General features: G+C 62.3%; 15 protein-coding genes. 9 read left to right on the forward strand and 6 right to left on the reverse strand.

The features are described 5' to 3' along the window. Window positions 1–231 precede the first annotated feature (231 nt). The 6 genes from hrpB to HK20_RS01140 form a co-directional block, all read right to left on the reverse strand. Window positions 232–2811: an ATP-dependent helicase HrpB gene (gene hrpB / locus HK20_RS01115; RefSeq protein ID WP_086645384.1), complete on the reverse strand. Its 2580-nt coding sequence runs from the start codon at window positions 2809–2811 to the stop codon at window positions 232–234. Window positions 2812–2916: 105 nt separating this feature from the next. Further along, window positions 2917–3864 (reverse strand): hypothetical protein, encoded by a 948-nt coding sequence (locus tag HK20_RS01120; protein ID WP_086645255.1) that lies wholly within the window; start codon window positions 3862–3864, stop codon window positions 2917–2919. Window positions 3865–3951: 87 nt separating this feature from the next. Further along, complete coding sequence (locus HK20_RS01125; RefSeq protein WP_086645256.1) at window positions 3952–4920, reverse strand: Hsp33 family molecular chaperone HslO; 969 nt, start codon at window positions 4918–4920, stop codon at window positions 3952–3954. Window positions 4921–5009: 89 nt separating this feature from the next. Further along, on the reverse strand, window positions 5010–5327 hold the full coding sequence (locus tag HK20_RS01130) for a hypothetical protein (protein WP_086645257.1): 318 nt from the start codon (window positions 5325–5327) through the stop codon (window positions 5010–5012). 4 nt (window positions 5328–5331) lie between these two features. Then, window positions 5332–6330 (reverse strand): ornithine carbamoyltransferase, encoded by a 999-nt coding sequence (gene argF, locus HK20_RS01135; RefSeq protein ID WP_086645258.1) that lies wholly within the window; start codon window positions 6328–6330, stop codon window positions 5332–5334. Next, window positions 6327–7541 (reverse strand): aspartate aminotransferase family protein, encoded by a 1215-nt coding sequence (locus tag HK20_RS01140; protein ID WP_086645259.1) that lies wholly within the window; start codon window positions 7539–7541, stop codon window positions 6327–6329. The genes argF and HK20_RS01140 overlap by 4 nt, the downstream gene beginning before the upstream one ends. Before the next feature lie 231 nt (window positions 7542–7772). Between HK20_RS01140 and HK20_RS01145 the strand changes: the two genes are divergently transcribed. The 9 genes from HK20_RS01145 (at window position 7773) to lspA (ending at window position 15708) form a co-directional block, all read left to right on the forward strand. Continuing rightward, window positions 7773–8435: a regulatory protein RecX gene (locus tag HK20_RS01145; protein ID WP_369822995.1), complete on the forward strand. Its 663-nt coding sequence runs from the start codon at window positions 7773–7775 to the stop codon at window positions 8433–8435. After that, window positions 8432–8890: a CHAP domain-containing protein gene (locus HK20_RS01150; RefSeq protein ID WP_086645261.1), complete on the forward strand. Its 459-nt coding sequence runs from the start codon at window positions 8432–8434 to the stop codon at window positions 8888–8890. The genes HK20_RS01145 and HK20_RS01150 overlap by 4 nt, the downstream gene beginning before the upstream one ends. 126 nt (window positions 8891–9016) lie before the next feature. Then, the gene (locus HK20_RS01155) at window positions 9017–9268 is read left to right on the forward strand and encodes a twin-arginine translocase TatA/TatE family subunit (protein WP_086645262.1); all 252 of its coding nucleotides are present in this window, start codon (window positions 9017–9019) and stop codon (window positions 9266–9268) included. Window positions 9269–9295: 27 nt separating this feature from the next. Continuing rightward, on the forward strand, window positions 9296–9919 hold the full coding sequence (locus HK20_RS01160) for a methylthioribulose 1-phosphate dehydratase (RefSeq protein ID WP_086645263.1): 624 nt from the start codon (window positions 9296–9298) through the stop codon (window positions 9917–9919). Next, window positions 9916–10461, forward strand: a complete 546-nt coding sequence (locus HK20_RS01165; protein WP_086645264.1) for an acireductone dioxygenase — start codon at window positions 9916–9918, stop codon at window positions 10459–10461. The genes HK20_RS01160 and HK20_RS01165 overlap by 4 nt, the downstream gene beginning before the upstream one ends. A 15-nt stretch (window positions 10462–10476) precedes the next feature. Then, on the forward strand, window positions 10477–11187 hold the full coding sequence (mtnC, locus tag HK20_RS01170; RefSeq protein ID WP_086645265.1) for an acireductone synthase: 711 nt from the start codon (window positions 10477–10479) through the stop codon (window positions 11185–11187). Between the two features lie 7 nt (window positions 11188–11194). Then, window positions 11195–12139, forward strand: coding sequence for a bifunctional riboflavin kinase/FAD synthetase (locus HK20_RS01175; RefSeq protein ID WP_086645266.1), 945 nt, complete (start codon window positions 11195–11197; stop codon window positions 12137–12139). Window positions 12140–12295: 156 nt separating this feature from the next. After that, complete coding sequence (ileS, locus tag HK20_RS01180) at window positions 12296–15214, forward strand: isoleucine--tRNA ligase (RefSeq protein WP_086645267.1); 2919 nt, start codon at window positions 12296–12298, stop codon at window positions 15212–15214. Further along, entirely contained in the window at window positions 15211–15708 is a 498-nt protein-coding gene (gene lspA / locus HK20_RS01185; protein WP_086645268.1) for a signal peptidase II, read from the forward strand. Before ileS ends, lspA begins: the two co-directional genes overlap by 4 nt. Window positions 15709–15737 lie beyond the last annotated feature (29 nt).

Below are 15737 nucleotides of genomic sequence, written 5' to 3' on the forward strand. Positions count from 1 at the left end.
ATGAACTTTAGGCCATGTTTGGCGCAGTTGCGCAACCATGCTGCTGACCCGAACCCTTTTTTCCTGTTCTTTTTCACATCGCGGGGGCGCAGAGGCGGGTGCAATGCCGCTCCCTGTGGTTACGGCCCAGCCATATTGGGGCTGGGTTGGGGGCATATGTCGCACAAGTTTGCAGGGCTCTGGGGCTGGTGCCTGTAGGCGATGCCCCCATGGGATTGGGGAAGCTTTGCCCTAGCTTGGGCGTGTGCGCGGTTTTGCCGGGGCAAGGGCCGGGTTTTCGGGCCAGTCGTGGCGGGGGTAGCGGCCGCGCATATCCCTGCGCATATCCGCCCATCCCCCTTGCCAGAACCCGCCAAGGTCCGCCGTAATGGCCTGTGGCCGCCCGGCGGGGGAAAGAAGAGCCAGCCGCAGGGGTACCCGCCCGCCTGCCAGTAGAGGCGTTTGTTCCGTGCCATAAAAAACCTGCGCACGGGCCGAGGCCACGGGTACGGGCTGGGTGTAATCCACCTCTGCCCGTCCACCGGGGAAGGGTAGGTGTGTTGGCAGTTCCCGCTCCAGCCATTGGTACTGGGTGTATGTCAGCAGGTTGCGCAGCAGGGTGTGCACATCCAGTTCCTTCATGGCAGCAACGGAGTTGCGGCCTTCCATATAAGGGGCCAGCCAGTCCGCCACAGTCTGCGCCAGAGCCGGGGAGGCAAAATCGGGCCAGGCTGGTTCTTCCTCCTGCGCGCTGCCAGCGGATTCTGGCGTGGTGTGCACGCTCCGGGCCAGAGCAACGCGGGCCTGCAACTGCTTTACGGCCTCTGTCCAGTTCAGGGCGTTTTCCAGGTTGTCGCGCACATGGAGCAGCAGAAGGGCTGCGGCTTCCTCCGGCTTAACTTTTTCGGTCCTGTCCTTGAGCACAAGGCAGCCAATGCGTGTGCGCCTGCGGGCCAGAATATTGCCAGATACGGGGTCGAGCGTGGTTTCAACCTGCTCCTGCGTACGGGCCAGCAGGGTGGGGGGCAGGTCGTTCAGGTCCAGCGGTGCTGCCAGTCGTATTTCGGCGGCGGTGCGCAGGTGTAGCCCGGCCACGGCCAGCAGGCGGTGGGGGCTTAGCCCATCATCACGCCGGAGGCGCGCATTGCTGCCATTGGCCAGCCGGTAGCTGCCCGGTTCTCCCCGGCATAGGGCTATCCGGTCAGGGAAGCCTGCTGCCAGCAGGGCGGCGGGGTTGCCCTGCGCAGGCAGGTGCTGGGGAACATTCAGCCGGGAGCGGAACCGCTTTGCCGCCAGCCGTATGCGGCTCAGGGCGGCGCGGTCTGCATCAGGGTGGTCTTCGCCTGCAATCAGGTCCAGCCTTAACCCTATATCGGCAGGGGGTGTTATGGGGGGCTTGCCGTGGGCTGTGTGGCGTGGGCGCAGGGGATCGCGCTCTTCAAGCAGGGCGGCAAGGTTGGCTGCCATGGCGGCCTCCTCCCCCGTACGCGCCGCCAAAAGCATGGCGGCAAGGCGGGGGTGTGTGCCAAGCTGGGCCATGCGTTTGCCAAGTGGGGTAATATGCCCCGCCTGATCCAGTGCTCCCAGTTGTTCCAGCAGCTCCCGCGCAGCGGCAACCGCGCTGCCGGGGGGCTGGTCGGGTAGGGGTAATGGCTCACTTGTTCCAACCGTATCAGCCCACAAGGCTGTGGCCAGAACATAATCTGCCAGATCAGCTTCCAGAATTTCGGGGCGGTCATGCTGGGGCATGGCGCGCTGTGTGCTGGCGCTCCATAGGCAATAGGCCGTGCCCGGTGCTTCGCGCCCTGCGCGGCCGGCCCGCTGGCGTGCTGCCGCGCGGGAAATACGCAGTGTATCCAGGCGGGAAAGTCCGGCCCCGGCATCAAACCGTGGCGCGCGGCGGTAACCGCAATCCACTACCACACGCACACCCGGTACGGTCAGCGATGTTTCCGCAATGGATGTGGCCAGAATAACGCGGCGCTCCCCGTTATCGGCCGGGCGTAGCACACGGGCCTGTTCTGCGGGGTGCAACTCCCCATGCAGGGGCAGGACAGTCGCACTGATGCCGTCCAGCAACTGGGCCGTGCGCCGGATTTCTCCCGTGCCGGGCAAAAAGGCCAGAATATCCCCCGTGGTTTCCGCCAGTGCCTGCCGTATGCCCGCAGCCGTGGCGGGGGCTATGTCGCGCAGGGTGGGAATGTCCTTTTTGGCATGGTGGACTTCCAGCGCGAACATACGGCCCTCGCTGGTCAGCACGGGGGCGTTCATCAGGCTGGCCAGCCGTTCGGTTTCGGCGGTGGCGGACATGGCGACAAGCCGCAGGTCTGGCCGCAGGGTGCGTTGCAGGTCCAGGCAGAACGCAAGGGCGAGATCCGCCTCCAGAGAACGTTCATGCACCTCGTCCAGAATAACGCAGGCGACATCCTCCAGCATGGGGTCCCCCAGCAGGCGGCGCAGGAACAGTCCTTCGGTCAGTACCTCAATACGGGTGCGGGCAGAAACGGCGCTGTCTATGCGGGTGCGGTAGCCCACAAACCCGCCTGCCTCTTCCCCCATCAGGCTGGCAATGCGCTGGGCGGCGGCGCGGGCGGCCAGTCTGCGGGGTTCGAGCATGATAATCCGCCCGCTCTCGCCCCGCCACGCGCTGGCTGCCAGCACAGGGGGAATGGACGTGGTTTTGCCTGCCCCCGGAGGTGCCACCACAATGGCGCTGGCAGGGCGTTCGGCTGTGGGCTCTGCCGCCAGAACCGCGCGGAGCTGGGGGAGAATCTCCTTAACCGGCAGTCCGTTTGCAATGTCATCAGGGTCGGAAAAAAGGGTCTGGGGCATCGTGCCGCTTTTTATGTTGCTCTGGCGGGCTGGCTGCACGGTTGCTCACATCCCCCATGACCTTTGTGGTGCATGGGGGCGGGCCAGATGCCGGTGGAGCCGGAGTTAGCGTGTTTTTTTGCTGGCGGGCAGGGTTAAAAAACCCGCTTTGGGGGAAAGGGTTTTGGCCGGAGCAGGGGTGTCATCCGTCCCGGCGGGGAAGATGGCGCTGGGTTCACTCTCCTGCGGTGCCGCCTGTGCCTGTGCCTGTGCGGGTGCTGGCGTGCTGGATTGGGCTGCGCTGGAGGCGGTGTCCGTGCTGGCAGAGTCTACACTAACATTTGCAGGGGGTGTTCCCGCAGATGGCAGCTCGGTCAGCCTTTTGGTGTCAGACATTGTGTCTGCTGCAGGGGGGGATACCGCGGCAGCGGAAGGTACCGGGGCTGTTGCATCCGGTGCGCCTGTCAGGGGCTGGGTCTGGATGGCGTTGTTCATGGGGGTGCCCCCCGCATCCACCAGCCATTTGTTCAGGGAATGGCGGATCTGGTACTCAAATTCGACATTGATGGTCTGCATCATGTCTTTTGTAATTTCGTACAGATTGGCCGGGCTTTCCACATCCTGCGAAGGATCGGGGTGAAGGGTCTGGGTTGCCTGTGCGGAGGCAGTCGCCACGCGCCTGCCTTCGGGGTTGAGGATGTCCAGATGAATATCCATCTGCCCGTCCAGCGTGCCGCCGGGCTGGTGCAGGATAAACGCACGGTCAATAACAAAATGGGCGGTGCTGGCCGCTGCCGCATTGCCTGTTGCGATCAGTCGGTCTGCCGCCATCTGCCGTAGTGTGTGGTCGGGCGGGGAGGGGGATTTGTAACCAATATCCCCCGGTTCCGGGTTGGCTACGGAATTGTCCACCACATCCAGCGTGGCCACGTTCAGGTGAATCTGGCCCAGATACTCATAGCTCAGCGGCGCAAACCGGGTTGGCTGGGGCTGGTCTGCGCACCCGGCAAGTGCTGCTGGCAGCACAAAAGCGGCAACCAGATGGGAAAGGCGCATACGGGGGAACGGCATCATGCACAACCTCTTGAACAGCCGACTGAAATAATCCAACGCAGGCCCCCAGCGTGGGGCTGCGTCAACCATGCGTTACAAACAAGGCGCTCAGCTTGTGGCGGAGGCGATGTCCCTGCGCGGAAAATGAAAATCCTTGTTACAGAACTCACAGGTCATAACGATGGTGTCATTGTTCACGCACATGTGGTCCAGATCATCTTCGGGGAAGTGCTGGAGCACCTCCACCAGTCTTGCGCGCGAGCAGCGGCAGCCAAACGCCAGAGCACGGGACTGGCTGACACGCAGATCTTCCTCATGGAACAGGCGGTGTAAAAGCTGGGGGCCGGGCAGGGTATCATCGAGCAGTTCACCCACGCTGAGCGTGGTTGCCAGAATGGTCGCTGTCTCCCATGCGGTGTCGTCGTGGGTTGTGCCGTCAGGCGTGGTCAGCTCGGCTTCGGCCGTGCCACCTTCCCCTGCAATGCGTTCGAGCACGAGTGCGCCAGAGCGCCAGCCCGCATCGGTCATTTTGCATGCCAGCATGATCCAGCAGGCATGCTGCTCGCTCGTGGCAAAGTAATGGGTGGCCATGGCGGACAGGTCATCGCCCGCAATTTCCACAATACCTTGGTGGCGCTCCATGTCCGCCCCCTGGTCAACCGTCAGGGCAAGGTAGCCATTCCCCAGCAGTTCCCTGTCCGTGGGGGTGGGGTTCTGGGCCAGCAGGGCGTTCAGCGCGTCTTCATCCGAACGGGCATAAAAGCGCAGGGCACCATCATGCGTGCAGTCTGCCACCAGCATGGAAACCGGGCCATCACCCTTGATCTGGAGGGAGAATGACCCCTGAAATTTAAGGGCGGAGGCCAGTGCCGCCACCAGAGCCAGCGCCTTGCCCGCTAGGGCGGTAACCTGATCGGGGTTGTCATGGCGGGTCAGCATGGCATCGGCCAGCACGCCAAGGCGGATCAGTCGCCCACGGACCGGGCGACCTGCCAGATAGAAGGGCGTTACACCGCCCGGAACCACCAGACCGGGCACATCGGGGCGGTCACGGTCGAGAAAAGCCGGTTTTTCCATAAAAACGTTCTATCCTGCCAACATAAACATCAAGGTCCTGCCTCTCCCTGCCGCAGGGTGGGGCCTGCGGCAGGGAGCATAGGGGCGGCTCAGACCTGAGCGGAAATATCCAGTTCGAGTTTTTCAAGCTGCTGTTCAAGCGTGCGGGTCGCATCGGGGGCCAGGCCCAGCGTGTCAACCAACGCGCGCAGGAAGCCCTTGCGGCATGCGTCGTGCTCCATATCCAGATCTCCCGCGCGCCCACACCCGGCCAGACAGTCCAGATACGACGCGCGCAAGGGGGCCAGCTTGTCCGCAGCAAAGGGAAGGGTAGCCAGAATGGTGTCCAGCGCCGGTTCAACCCAGCCGGGAACGGAGGGTGTTTCTTCCGTTGTTGTGGGTGTTACGGGTTTTTCCGCATCGCACATCTGCTTATTCCTTGCCAAAGGAGGTCCAGTTAGCCCCCCCCATTGTCCATGCCAGAATGCCCTTCTGGGCGTGCAGTCGGTTTTCGGCCTCGTCAAACACAACGGAATGCGGGCCTTCAAACACGTCCTGCGTCACTTCCTCCCCAATATGGGCAGGCAGGCAGTGCATGAACAGGGCATCGGGGGCGGCCTGCGCCATCAATTTTGCATCCACGCGGTAGGGTTCAAGCCGTGCCATGCGGGAAGCGGCCTCCTCGTGCGAGTCGGACATGCTGACCCACGTGTCCGTTACAATGCAGTCGGCCTTTTCCACCGCAGCGCGGGGGTCTTCCATCCATTCCACATCGCCGCCTTCCTGCCGGGCCCAGTCCAGCACAGCCTGCGGGGGCTTCATTTTGGCCGGAGTTGCCGCCCGAAGCTTGAAGCCAAAGCGCACGGCCCCTTCGATCAGGGAGACCAGAACGTTGTTGCCGTCACCCGTCCAGGCAAACGTGCGGCCACGCACGGGGCCGCGATGTTCCTCAAACGTCATGATGTCGGCCAGAATCTGCACAGGGTGGGAGTCCGGGGTCAGCCCGTTAATGACTGGGCTTGTGCTCCAGCGTGCCAGTTCGTGCAGGTTGGTGGTGTTACCCGTCCGCAGCACAATGGCATCCACAAAGCGGGAGAGCACACGGGCTGTATCGGCCAGTGTTTCCCCCCGCCCGATCTGCATGTCCTGCGGGCTGAGCACAACGGCATCCCCCCCAAGCTGGCGCATGCCCACTTCAAAGGAGACGCGGGTCCGGGTGGAAGGCTTGGAGAGAATAAGCCCGAGCTGGCGCCCCGCCAGAGGCTGGCGGGGGTGGAGCGGGAAGCGGCGGTTCTGCTGCATCCGCTTCATACTGCTGGCAACGTCCAGAATCTGGCGCAGGGTTGCCCCGTCCAGATCCTTGAGGTCGAGAAAGTGGCGGAGCCCCGTCTGCACCGGCGTAATGGAGGAGGTGGAAAGAGCCGCACTCATGGGGTTGTCTCCAGAACTGTCTTGTTTTTGTTATCAGGGTGGGTGCGCAGCGTTGTTACGGCCTGCACCAGCATGGCTACGGCCTTGCGGCAGTCTTCTTCCGTTACGGTCAGGGGCGGCACAAGGCGCAGGACGTTGTCCCCCGCCGTGACGCACAGGAGCCCAGCATTCTGGGCGGCGGTCTGTACGTCGCCCACTGCGGGTACGCAGCGCAGGCCAATCAGCAGGCCAAGGCCACGGCGCTGTTCAAACACGTCGGGCGCATCGGCCACCAGACTGTCCAGCAGTTCGTCCAGCAGGGCGGCACGGGCACAGACCTGATCCATAAAGCCGGGGGCGAGCAGCACGTCCAGCACCGCGTTGGCGGCAGCGCAGGCCAGCGGGTTACCGCCAAAGGTGGTGCCGTGCGTGCCTGCGGTCATGGCTTTGGCCACAGTCTCGGTCGCCAGAATGGCCCCGATGGGAAAACCCCCGCCAAGCCCCTTGGCCGTGCTCATGACATCGGGCGTAATGCCGGCCCATTGGTGGGCAAACAGGCGGCCTGTACGGCCAACACCACTTTGCACCTCATCAAGGGCAAGCAGTACGCCTGTCTGGTCGCACAGGGCGCGCAGGGCACGCAGATATTCCACGCTGGCGCGCTTGATGCCGCTTTCCCCCTGAATGGGCTCCAGCATAACCGCTGCGGTGCGCGGGGTAATGGCGGCCTTTACGGCTTCAAGGTCATTAAAGGGTACATGCACAAAGTCAGTGACCGGCGTGCCAAACCCTTCCAGATATTTCGGGTTGCCGGTGGCGGAGAGCATGGCCAGTGTCCGGCCATGGAATGCACCATCCATGCAGATGATCTGGGTCCGCTCGGGGTGGCCTGCCAGCATCTGGGCGCGGCGGGCCATCTTGACCATGCCTTCGTTGGCTTCCGCACCGGAATTGCAGAAGAACACGCTATCGGCAAACGTGTTGGCCACAAGCCGTTCGGCCAGTTTTTCCGCCTGCGGAATGCGGAACAGGTTGGACACATGCATAACCCGTCCGGCCTGCTGGCTTATGGTTTCCACCAGATGCGGGTGCGCGTGACCAATGGAGCAGGTGGCAATGCCCGCAGCAAAGTCCAGGAATCGTCGCCCGTCCGATGCGTACAGCCAGGAGCCTTCGCCCCGCTCAAAGGCGAGGTCGGCACGCTTATAGGTCGGCATCAGGGGAGGAATCATGGAATCTGGTCTTTACGTTGGTGGTTATCAAACCTGAATGAGGGAATCTGGAACAGCGCAAAACAAAAAACGCCCGCTACCGTACAAGGGTGGAGCGGGCGGCCCGTTGCGCATGGCGCCATAATGCCGTGTTCATGTTGCGGGTGTCAAACTTCTGTATTGAATACTTTGCATGTCAAATATGCAGCATGGCAATTTAAGCGCGAGCGCGTAGTGGCGCAAAGGTGCGACATGGGCATACTATCTTCCGTAATGGACAAGACCGTGCCTCCTTCCTTTACCTGCCCACCTCCGCAGCGCTCTACTCTGCGGGAGGCCGCCTTGGCGCATCTGGCCCGGTTTGGCACGACCCGGCAGGGGCTGGAGCAGGTTCTGCTGCGCCGTGTTGCCCGCTGGGCACAAAAAGCCCAGAGGGCAGGGGATTGTGCGGAGAGCGTGGCAGAGCACGCCGCCGGACTGCACTCCGTTGTGAGTGCAGTGGTGGAGGATATGGTGCGCCTTGGTGCGGTGGATGACGCGGTGTTTGCCCGCTCACGCGTGCGCAGGCTTGTGCGCTCGGGGCGTTCGGCCCGTGCGGTGCAGGCGCATCTGGCTGCAAAAGGTGTGGCGCCACAGGTGCGCAATGAAGCACTGGATATGGCTGTAGGCACCCTGAGTGCAGCCGAGCAGGAACTCTGTGCCGCACTGGTGCTGGCGCGCAAGCGCAGGCTTGGCCCCTTTGCCACCGAACCCGCCATGGAAGATGAGGACGAAGCCACAGGCATGGCCCGGCGGAACAGGGCGCTGGGTGTGCTCGCCCGGGCAGGTTTTGCGCGCGATGTGGCCCAGCGTGTGCTGGAAATGCAGCACGAGGAAGCGGAGGAGTGGATGGACCGCCTGAGGGCCGAGTCGTGAGGGCGGGCTGGTCATGCCTTGCCCTGCTGCCGTTATTGGCGGCCTGTACGGGGGGCGGTAACTGGCATGGGTCCGTGCAGTGTGCGCCCTATGCGCGGGAACATTCGGACATCAACCTGCGCGGAGATGCCGCAACATGGTGGTGGCAGGCGCGGGGGCAGTACGCACGGGCCTCCCGCCCCAGAGCGGGGGATGTGCTTGTATTCCGCTCCACGCACAGGTTGCCTTCGGGCCATGTTTCGGTGGTCAGGGAGGTGCGGAGCAACCGTCTGGTGCTGGTGGACCACGCAAACTGGGAGCCGGGTGAGGTCACACGCCACGCCCCGGTACAGGACGTATCCCCCCGTAATGACTGGACGCGCGTGCGCGTGTGGTGGTCCCCCACACATGCCTATGGCAAGACGGTTTACCCAACCTACGGATTTATAGAACCGTATGCCCCCGGAAATAGCTGAACAGGGCGTTTGCGCGGGGTTAAAAAGGAAAAACTTGCATCACGGCGTGTTCGCCCTCATGTACAAGGCCGATTACGGCAAGCAGACTGGCCGCACATGCGCGCCATCAGGTTAAGGAAGAGTGGAATGGGCAGCTTGAGCATCTGGCACTGGCTTATTGTTCTGGTGGTCGTGCTGGTGTTGTTTGGTGGTGGCGGCAAGATCAGCACCATCATGGGGGATATGGCCAAGGGCATAAAATCCTTCAAGAAACACATGGCTGATGACGAACCGATGGATGACGCCCCCCCCCGTGCGGGCTCCGGCCATATTGCGCCTCCCCCTGCCGCTGCTGCCGAGCGCACCGCCGCCCCAGCAGACAAGACCACCCAGCACTAACTAACGCCGAGGAAGGCCAGCAGTATCATGACGGATAACGCCACCACGGATTTTGTCCGCGGCGCGCAGGATATTGTGCATGCGGGGCAGCGGCTGGATGCGCGCGGCTGGGTGCCCGCTACGGCAGGCAACATCAGTTGCAGGCTGCCCGACGGGCGCATCGCCATTACACGCTCTGGTTGCCACAAGGGTTTTTTAACCCAGAATGACGTAATTACCGTGGATCTGGCGGGCCAGCCCCACCAGCCGGATAACAAGCCGAGTGCGGAAACACTTCTGCACTGTCAGGTTTACCGCCTGCTGCCCGACGTGGGGGCCGTGCTGCACGGTCATTCCGTTGCGTCCACCGTTCTGTCCATGATCGAGCCATCCCCAGCCCTTGTTGTGGAAGGGTACGAGGTTCAGAAAGTGTTTGAGGGGCAGAACACGCATGATGCGGCAGTGCGCATACCGCTTTTTGCCAATGATCAGGATATTGCCCGTCTGGCGCGTGAGGTGGAGCCGTTTTTTGCCGACATGCCTGCAGGCTACATTATCCGTGGGCATGGTGTGTACGTGTGGGGCAAGACCATGGCCGCAGCCCTTGCCCGGCTGGAAGGGCTGGAGTTCCTGCTCGCCTGTGTTCTGGAAAGAAGGAAGCTGGGGATATGAGCAGCCTGAGTGTGTTTGAGGACACCCGCCCCGGCGTGCCCCTGTTGCAGACCCACGATGCAGCAGAAATTGCAGCAGCCCTTGCCCCGTTTGGCATCCGCTTTGAACGGTGGGATGCCGTGCAGCCCCCGGCAAAGGATGCGGATGAAGCCACCGTGCTGGCCACCTACCGCCCCTGGCTGGACAGGCTGATGGGCGAAACCGGGGCAGGCTCGGCCGACGTGCTGCGCGTAAACGCCCAGACCCCCAACAAGGAAGCCCTGCGCAGCAAGTTCCTGTCCGAACATACGCATAGTGAGGACGAGGTACGGTTTTTTGTGCATGGGGGTGGTCACTTCATCATGCACATCAAGGACCGGGTGTATGACGTGGAATGCACGCAGGGAGACCTGATTTCCGTGCCGGAAGGGTATAAGCACTGGTTTGATGCAGGCCCGCAGCCCGATATGGTGACCCTGCGCATCTTTACCCATAAGGAAGGTTGGGTGGCCCAGTATACGGGGGCGGATATTGCCCGCCAGTTTCCCTCCTTTTCCAGCTAGCAAGAGTTCAGGATCATGATTCAGAATACGGGCTTGATCACGCCGCGCGTGGTGCTGCTGGATATTGAAGGCACCACCCTGCCGGTGGCTTTTGTGCACAAAGTTCTCTTCCCCTATGCGCGCAAACACCTGCCAGCGCTGCTTGCCCAGCACGATAACCCCGTGGTGGCGCAGGCACTGGCCCAGACGGCGGAACTGGCCCCCGGTGTGCCAGCCGCAGAACAGCTTGAACGCTGGATGGATACGGATGCCAAGGTAGCCCCCCTTAAAAGCCTGCAGGGGCTATGCTGGGAACAGGGCTACCGCGAGGGCGAACTGGTGGCTGACCTCTACCCCGATGTTGTGCCGACCCTAAAGGCATGGAAAGCGGCAGGGCTGACACTGGCCGTGTATTCCTCCGGCTCTCAGGCCGCGCAGAAGCTGATTTACGGCTACACGGAGCAGGGGGACGTAACGCCCCTGTTCAGCGCGTTCTTTGACCTGGAAATGGGGGGTAAAAGGGAAAGTGCCAGCTACAGCGCCATTGTGCGCAAGGCTGGCTGGGTTCCGGCGGATGTGCTGTTCCTGTCCGATGTGGTGGCCGAGCTGGAAGCCGCCGAGCAGGCCGGGTTGCAGGTCTGCCAGATTGCCCGCCCCGAGGATAAAACGGTACCCGGTGTCCGCCACCGTGTTGCGGCCTCCCTGCAGCAGGCCGCCAGCCTGTTTGGTCTGCCACAAGGAGCGTAATGGGTCGATGACAATCAGCCTGCACACCAACTGGCGGAACATTCCCGCAGAAGCCTATGGCTGCGCTGCGGCACTGGGTAATTTTGATGGTGTGCATCTTGGGCATGCCCATCTGCTCCGGTCCGTTTTTGCTGCCCGGCCGGACCTGCCGCCTGCCGTTGTCACCTTTGAGCCGCATCCGCGCGAACTCTTCCGGCCGCAGGACCCGCCATTCCGCCTGACTCTGAGCACCGAGCGGCTGGCCGCGCTGCGCGCACTGGGCGTGCGCCACGTGTTCCAGATCGGGTTTGACAAGACCTTTTCCGAACTGAGTGCTGAGCAGTTTGTGCAAGATGTGCTGCATAACGCCCTGCGCCTGCACCATGTTGGCTGCGGCCCGGACTTTGCCTTCGGGCACCGCCGGGGGGGTAATGTGGCGTTTCTGGCGGAACGGACCCATCAGCTCGGCATGGGCTTTACTGCCGTACAGGCGCTGGCTGATCAGGGCGGGCCTCTGTCCTCCTCCCGTATCCGCCGTCTGTTGCAGGATGGCTATCCGGAGGAAGCTGCCAGAGAGCTTGGGCGGCTGTGGTGTATTCGCGGTGTTGTCCAGCACGGGGACAAGCGCGGCAGGTTGCTGGGCTTCCCCACCGCCAATATTCCGCTTGGCCGCCACCTTGAACCCGCGCGGGGTGTGTATGCGGTCACAATCCGTCTGCCAGATGGCAGAACGCACCATGGTGTGGCCAACATTGGCCGCCGCCCGACCATAAATGACGGGCAGGAAAGCAGGCTGGAAGCCCATCTGTTTGACTTTGAGGGCGACCTGTACGGGCAGGAACTCTCGGTTTCGCTCCATGCCCTGCTGCGTGAGGAAAAACGCTTTGACGGGCTGGATGCCCTTAAAACCCAGATTGCGCAGGATGCCGCGCAGGCCCGGCTGGTGCTGGACGTGCAACCCACCCCAAGTTAGGCCCACTGGCATGGTCGGGGGCCATGTTGGGCGTGCAGCCCGGTTTGGCGCTTGACCCTGCGCTTTTCCTTTTTGATAAGACAGTAACGCCCAAGGTGGCGTGGGGGCCAAAAGCCCGCACGGCATGAACCCGAACCGAAGTGACCTCAGCCTCCCATGACCTCATCGAGCAGCGAACCCGACAAGACAACCCTGGCCGACCAGTATCGCAATACGGTGTTTCTGCCACGGACCTCTTTTCCCATGCGTGGCAACCTGCCCCAACAGGAGCCCAAATGGCTTGAAAAATGGCGCGAAAGCGGGCTGGATGAACGGCTGAAGCAGCAGGCGGAAGGCCGCCCGGTCTTTACCCTGCATGATGGTCCGCCCTACGCCAACGGGCACCTGCACATTGGGCATGCGCTCAACAAGATCAACAAGGATGTTATCAACCGCGCCCACCGCATGGCGGGCTACGCGGTGCGTTACGTGCCGGGCTGGGACTGCCACGGCCTGCCGATCGAGTGGAAGGTTGAGGAAGGGTACCGCAAAGCCAAGCGGGACAAGGATTCCGTGCCTGTGCTGGAGTTCCGTGCCGAATGCCGCAACTATGCAGGCAACTGGCTGAATATCCAGATGGAGGAGTTCCAGCGTCTGGGTGTGCAGGCCGAATGGCGCAACCGCTACGCCACCATGGATTTTTCCTCCGAGGCGGCCATTGTGGAGGAAATCGGGCGTTTTCTGCTGAACGGCAAGCTGTACCGTGGCCTGCGCCCGGTCATGTGGAGTCCGGTGGAAAAAACCGCGCTGGCTGAAGCCGAAATCGAATATCACGACCACACGTCCACCACCATTCTGGTCGCGTTCCCCGTGGTCAAGGACCCAACACCCGCCCACGCGCTGGCTGATGTGTCCGTGGTTATCTGGACCACAACGCCGTGGACCATTCCGGGCAACCGCGCTCTGGCTTACGGGCCGGAGATTACATACGTGGTCCTGCGTGTGGACGAAACGGGCGAGGGTGCTCTGCTTGAGCCCGGTGCCCGCGTACTGGTGGCAGAAGCCCTTGTAGAGTCCTTCTGCACCGAAGCGCATGTGACGGCGCACCACATTCTTTACACCCTGCCCGGCAGTGCGCTGGCGGGTGCGGTATGCGCCCATCCGCTGCGTGGCGCAGGGTATGATTTTGACGTGCCCATGCTGGCCGGTGAATTTGTAACCACCGATGCCGGGACCGGCCTTGTCCATCAGGCCCCCGCACATGGTGAGGACGACTTCATGCTCTGCCGCGCCAATGGCGTGGATGTGCCTGAAACCGTGCAGGATGATGGCACATACGCACCATGGGTGCCCGGTTTTGCCGGTGTGCATGTGTTCAAGGCGGCAGATGTGGTCTGCTCCACGCTGGCAAGTGTGATGGAGCGGGCCAACGCAGCGGGCACGCCCCCCGCAGGGCTGGTCGGGCGCGGGCAGATCGTACATTCCTACCCCCATTCGTGGCGTTCACGCGCACCCATTATCTATCGGGCTACGCCACAATGGTTCATCCGCATGGACGGGGAAAACGCGCTGCGTGAAAACGCACTCAAAGCGCTGGAAAACGTAACCTTTGTGCCCGCACAGGCCCGCAACCGCCTGACCTCCATGATCCGTACCCGCCCGGACTGGTGCATCAGCCGCCAGCGCGCATGGGGCGTGCCCATTGCCGTGTTCGTGGAAAAACGTACAGGCGAGGTGCTGCGCGACCCAGCCGTTATGCAGCGCGTGGTAGATGCTTTCCGCTCCGATGGGGCAGATGCCTGGTACACCTCCGAGCCTGCCCGTTTTCTGGGTGAAGGCCGCAACCCCGATGATTACGAACAGGTGTTCGACATCGTGGATGTCTGGTTTGAAAGTGGCTCGACCCACGCCTTTGTGCTGGGGCGTCCGGGGCTGAGCTTTCCCGCAGACCTGTATCTGGAAGGGTCGGACCAGCATCGTGGCTGGTTCCAGTCCTCCCTGCTCGAAAGTGTGGGCACGCGCGGTGTCTCACCCTACAAAGCACTGGTGACCAACGGTTTTGTTCTGGACGAGCAGGGCCGCAAAATGTCCAAGTCCCTCGGCAACGTGATTGCCCCGCAGGACGTGAATGACAGCATGGGCGCTGACGTGCTGCGCCTGTGGGTCATGAACTCCGATACCAATGACGACCTGCGCATTGGCAAGGAAATCCTTAAGCAGCAGGGCGAGCTGTACCGCCGCCTGCGCAACACGCTGCGCTGGCTGCTGGGTGGGCTGGACGGGTTTACGGATGCAGAAGTGCTGCCCTATGCCGAACTGCCAGAGCTGGAACGCTGGGTTCTGCACCGCCTGAGCGAACTGGGCGGGCTGGTGGCCCGTGCGGTGGAAACACATGAGTGGGTTGGTGTTTACCCCGCCCTGCATGGTTTTTGCACAACGGACCTGTCGGCCTTCTACTTCGATATCCGCAAGGACGCGCTGTACTGCGATGCACCGTCCTCCCCCACGCGCCGTGCGGTGCGTACGGTGCTGGATGTGCTGCACCGCTGCCTGAGCACGTGGCTGGCCCCCGTACTGGTCTTTACGGCGGAAGAAGCATGGGCCGCCCGCTTTGGTGATCAGGCCAGTGTGCACGAGCAGGCCTTCCCCGACCTGCCGGTAGAATGGACCGACACGGCACTGGAGGAACGCTGGGCGCGTATTCGCTCCGTGCGCCGGATTATTACAACCGAGATCGAAGGGGCACGCCGTGCGGGCACCATTGGTTCTTCGTTGCAGGCACAGGTTGAACTGACTTTTTCGGAAGAGGAAGCCAGCATTTTTGCCGGTGTTAACTGGAGCGAGCTGGCCATTGTCTCCCACGTGGAAGTGTTGATCGACCCCACATCTTCCTCCGTTTATGTGGAGGGGGATGAAGGGGGAACCCTGCATGGTGCGCCTGTGGTTCGGGTGGCAGAGGGCGAAAAATGCGCCCGCTGCTGGAAGGTCCTGCCAGAAACCGGGTCGAATCCGGCGTATCCTGGTGTGTGCCCACGCTGTGCGGATGTTGTGGCCCAGAGCGGCTTTGTCAGCACATCCGCGCAGGAGGGTGCATGAAAAAGCCGTTCATGCTCCGGCCCGCAGGAATTGGCCTGCTTGTGCTGATGCTGGTTCTCTCTGCGGACCAGTTGAGCAAGTTCTGGATTTTATATGGGCTGGACCTGCCAGCCCGTGGTTCTGTCAGGGTATTGCCGTTCCTTAACTTTACCATGGTCTGGAATCACGCCGTAACATTTGGCATGTTTGGCGGGCTGGGTGGGGCCGGGCGGATTGTATTTTCCGTTGTGGCAATGGTAGTAGCGTGTTGTCTGCTGGTGTGGATGGCCAGAACCCCCAGCAAGATGACAGCAGCCTGCGTGGGTGCGGTAACCGGGGGCGCCATAGGCAACGTGATTGACCGTGTGCGTTACGGGGCCGTGGTGGATTTTTTGCATGCCCATGCATTCGGTTGGTCTTGGTATGTGTTCAATGTGGCTGACTCCGCTATAGTGTGCGCAGTATGCGTATTGCTGTTGCAGAACTTTCTGTCTGACGGACAGCAGACATCTTAGGCATTAGGCAGCCCGCGCCAGAGCGCGCG

The sequence above is a fragment of the Acetobacter sp. DsW_54 genome, from assembly GCF_002153575.1.
Taxonomy (GTDB): domain Bacteria; phylum Pseudomonadota; class Alphaproteobacteria; order Acetobacterales; family Acetobacteraceae; genus Acetobacter; species Acetobacter fabarum.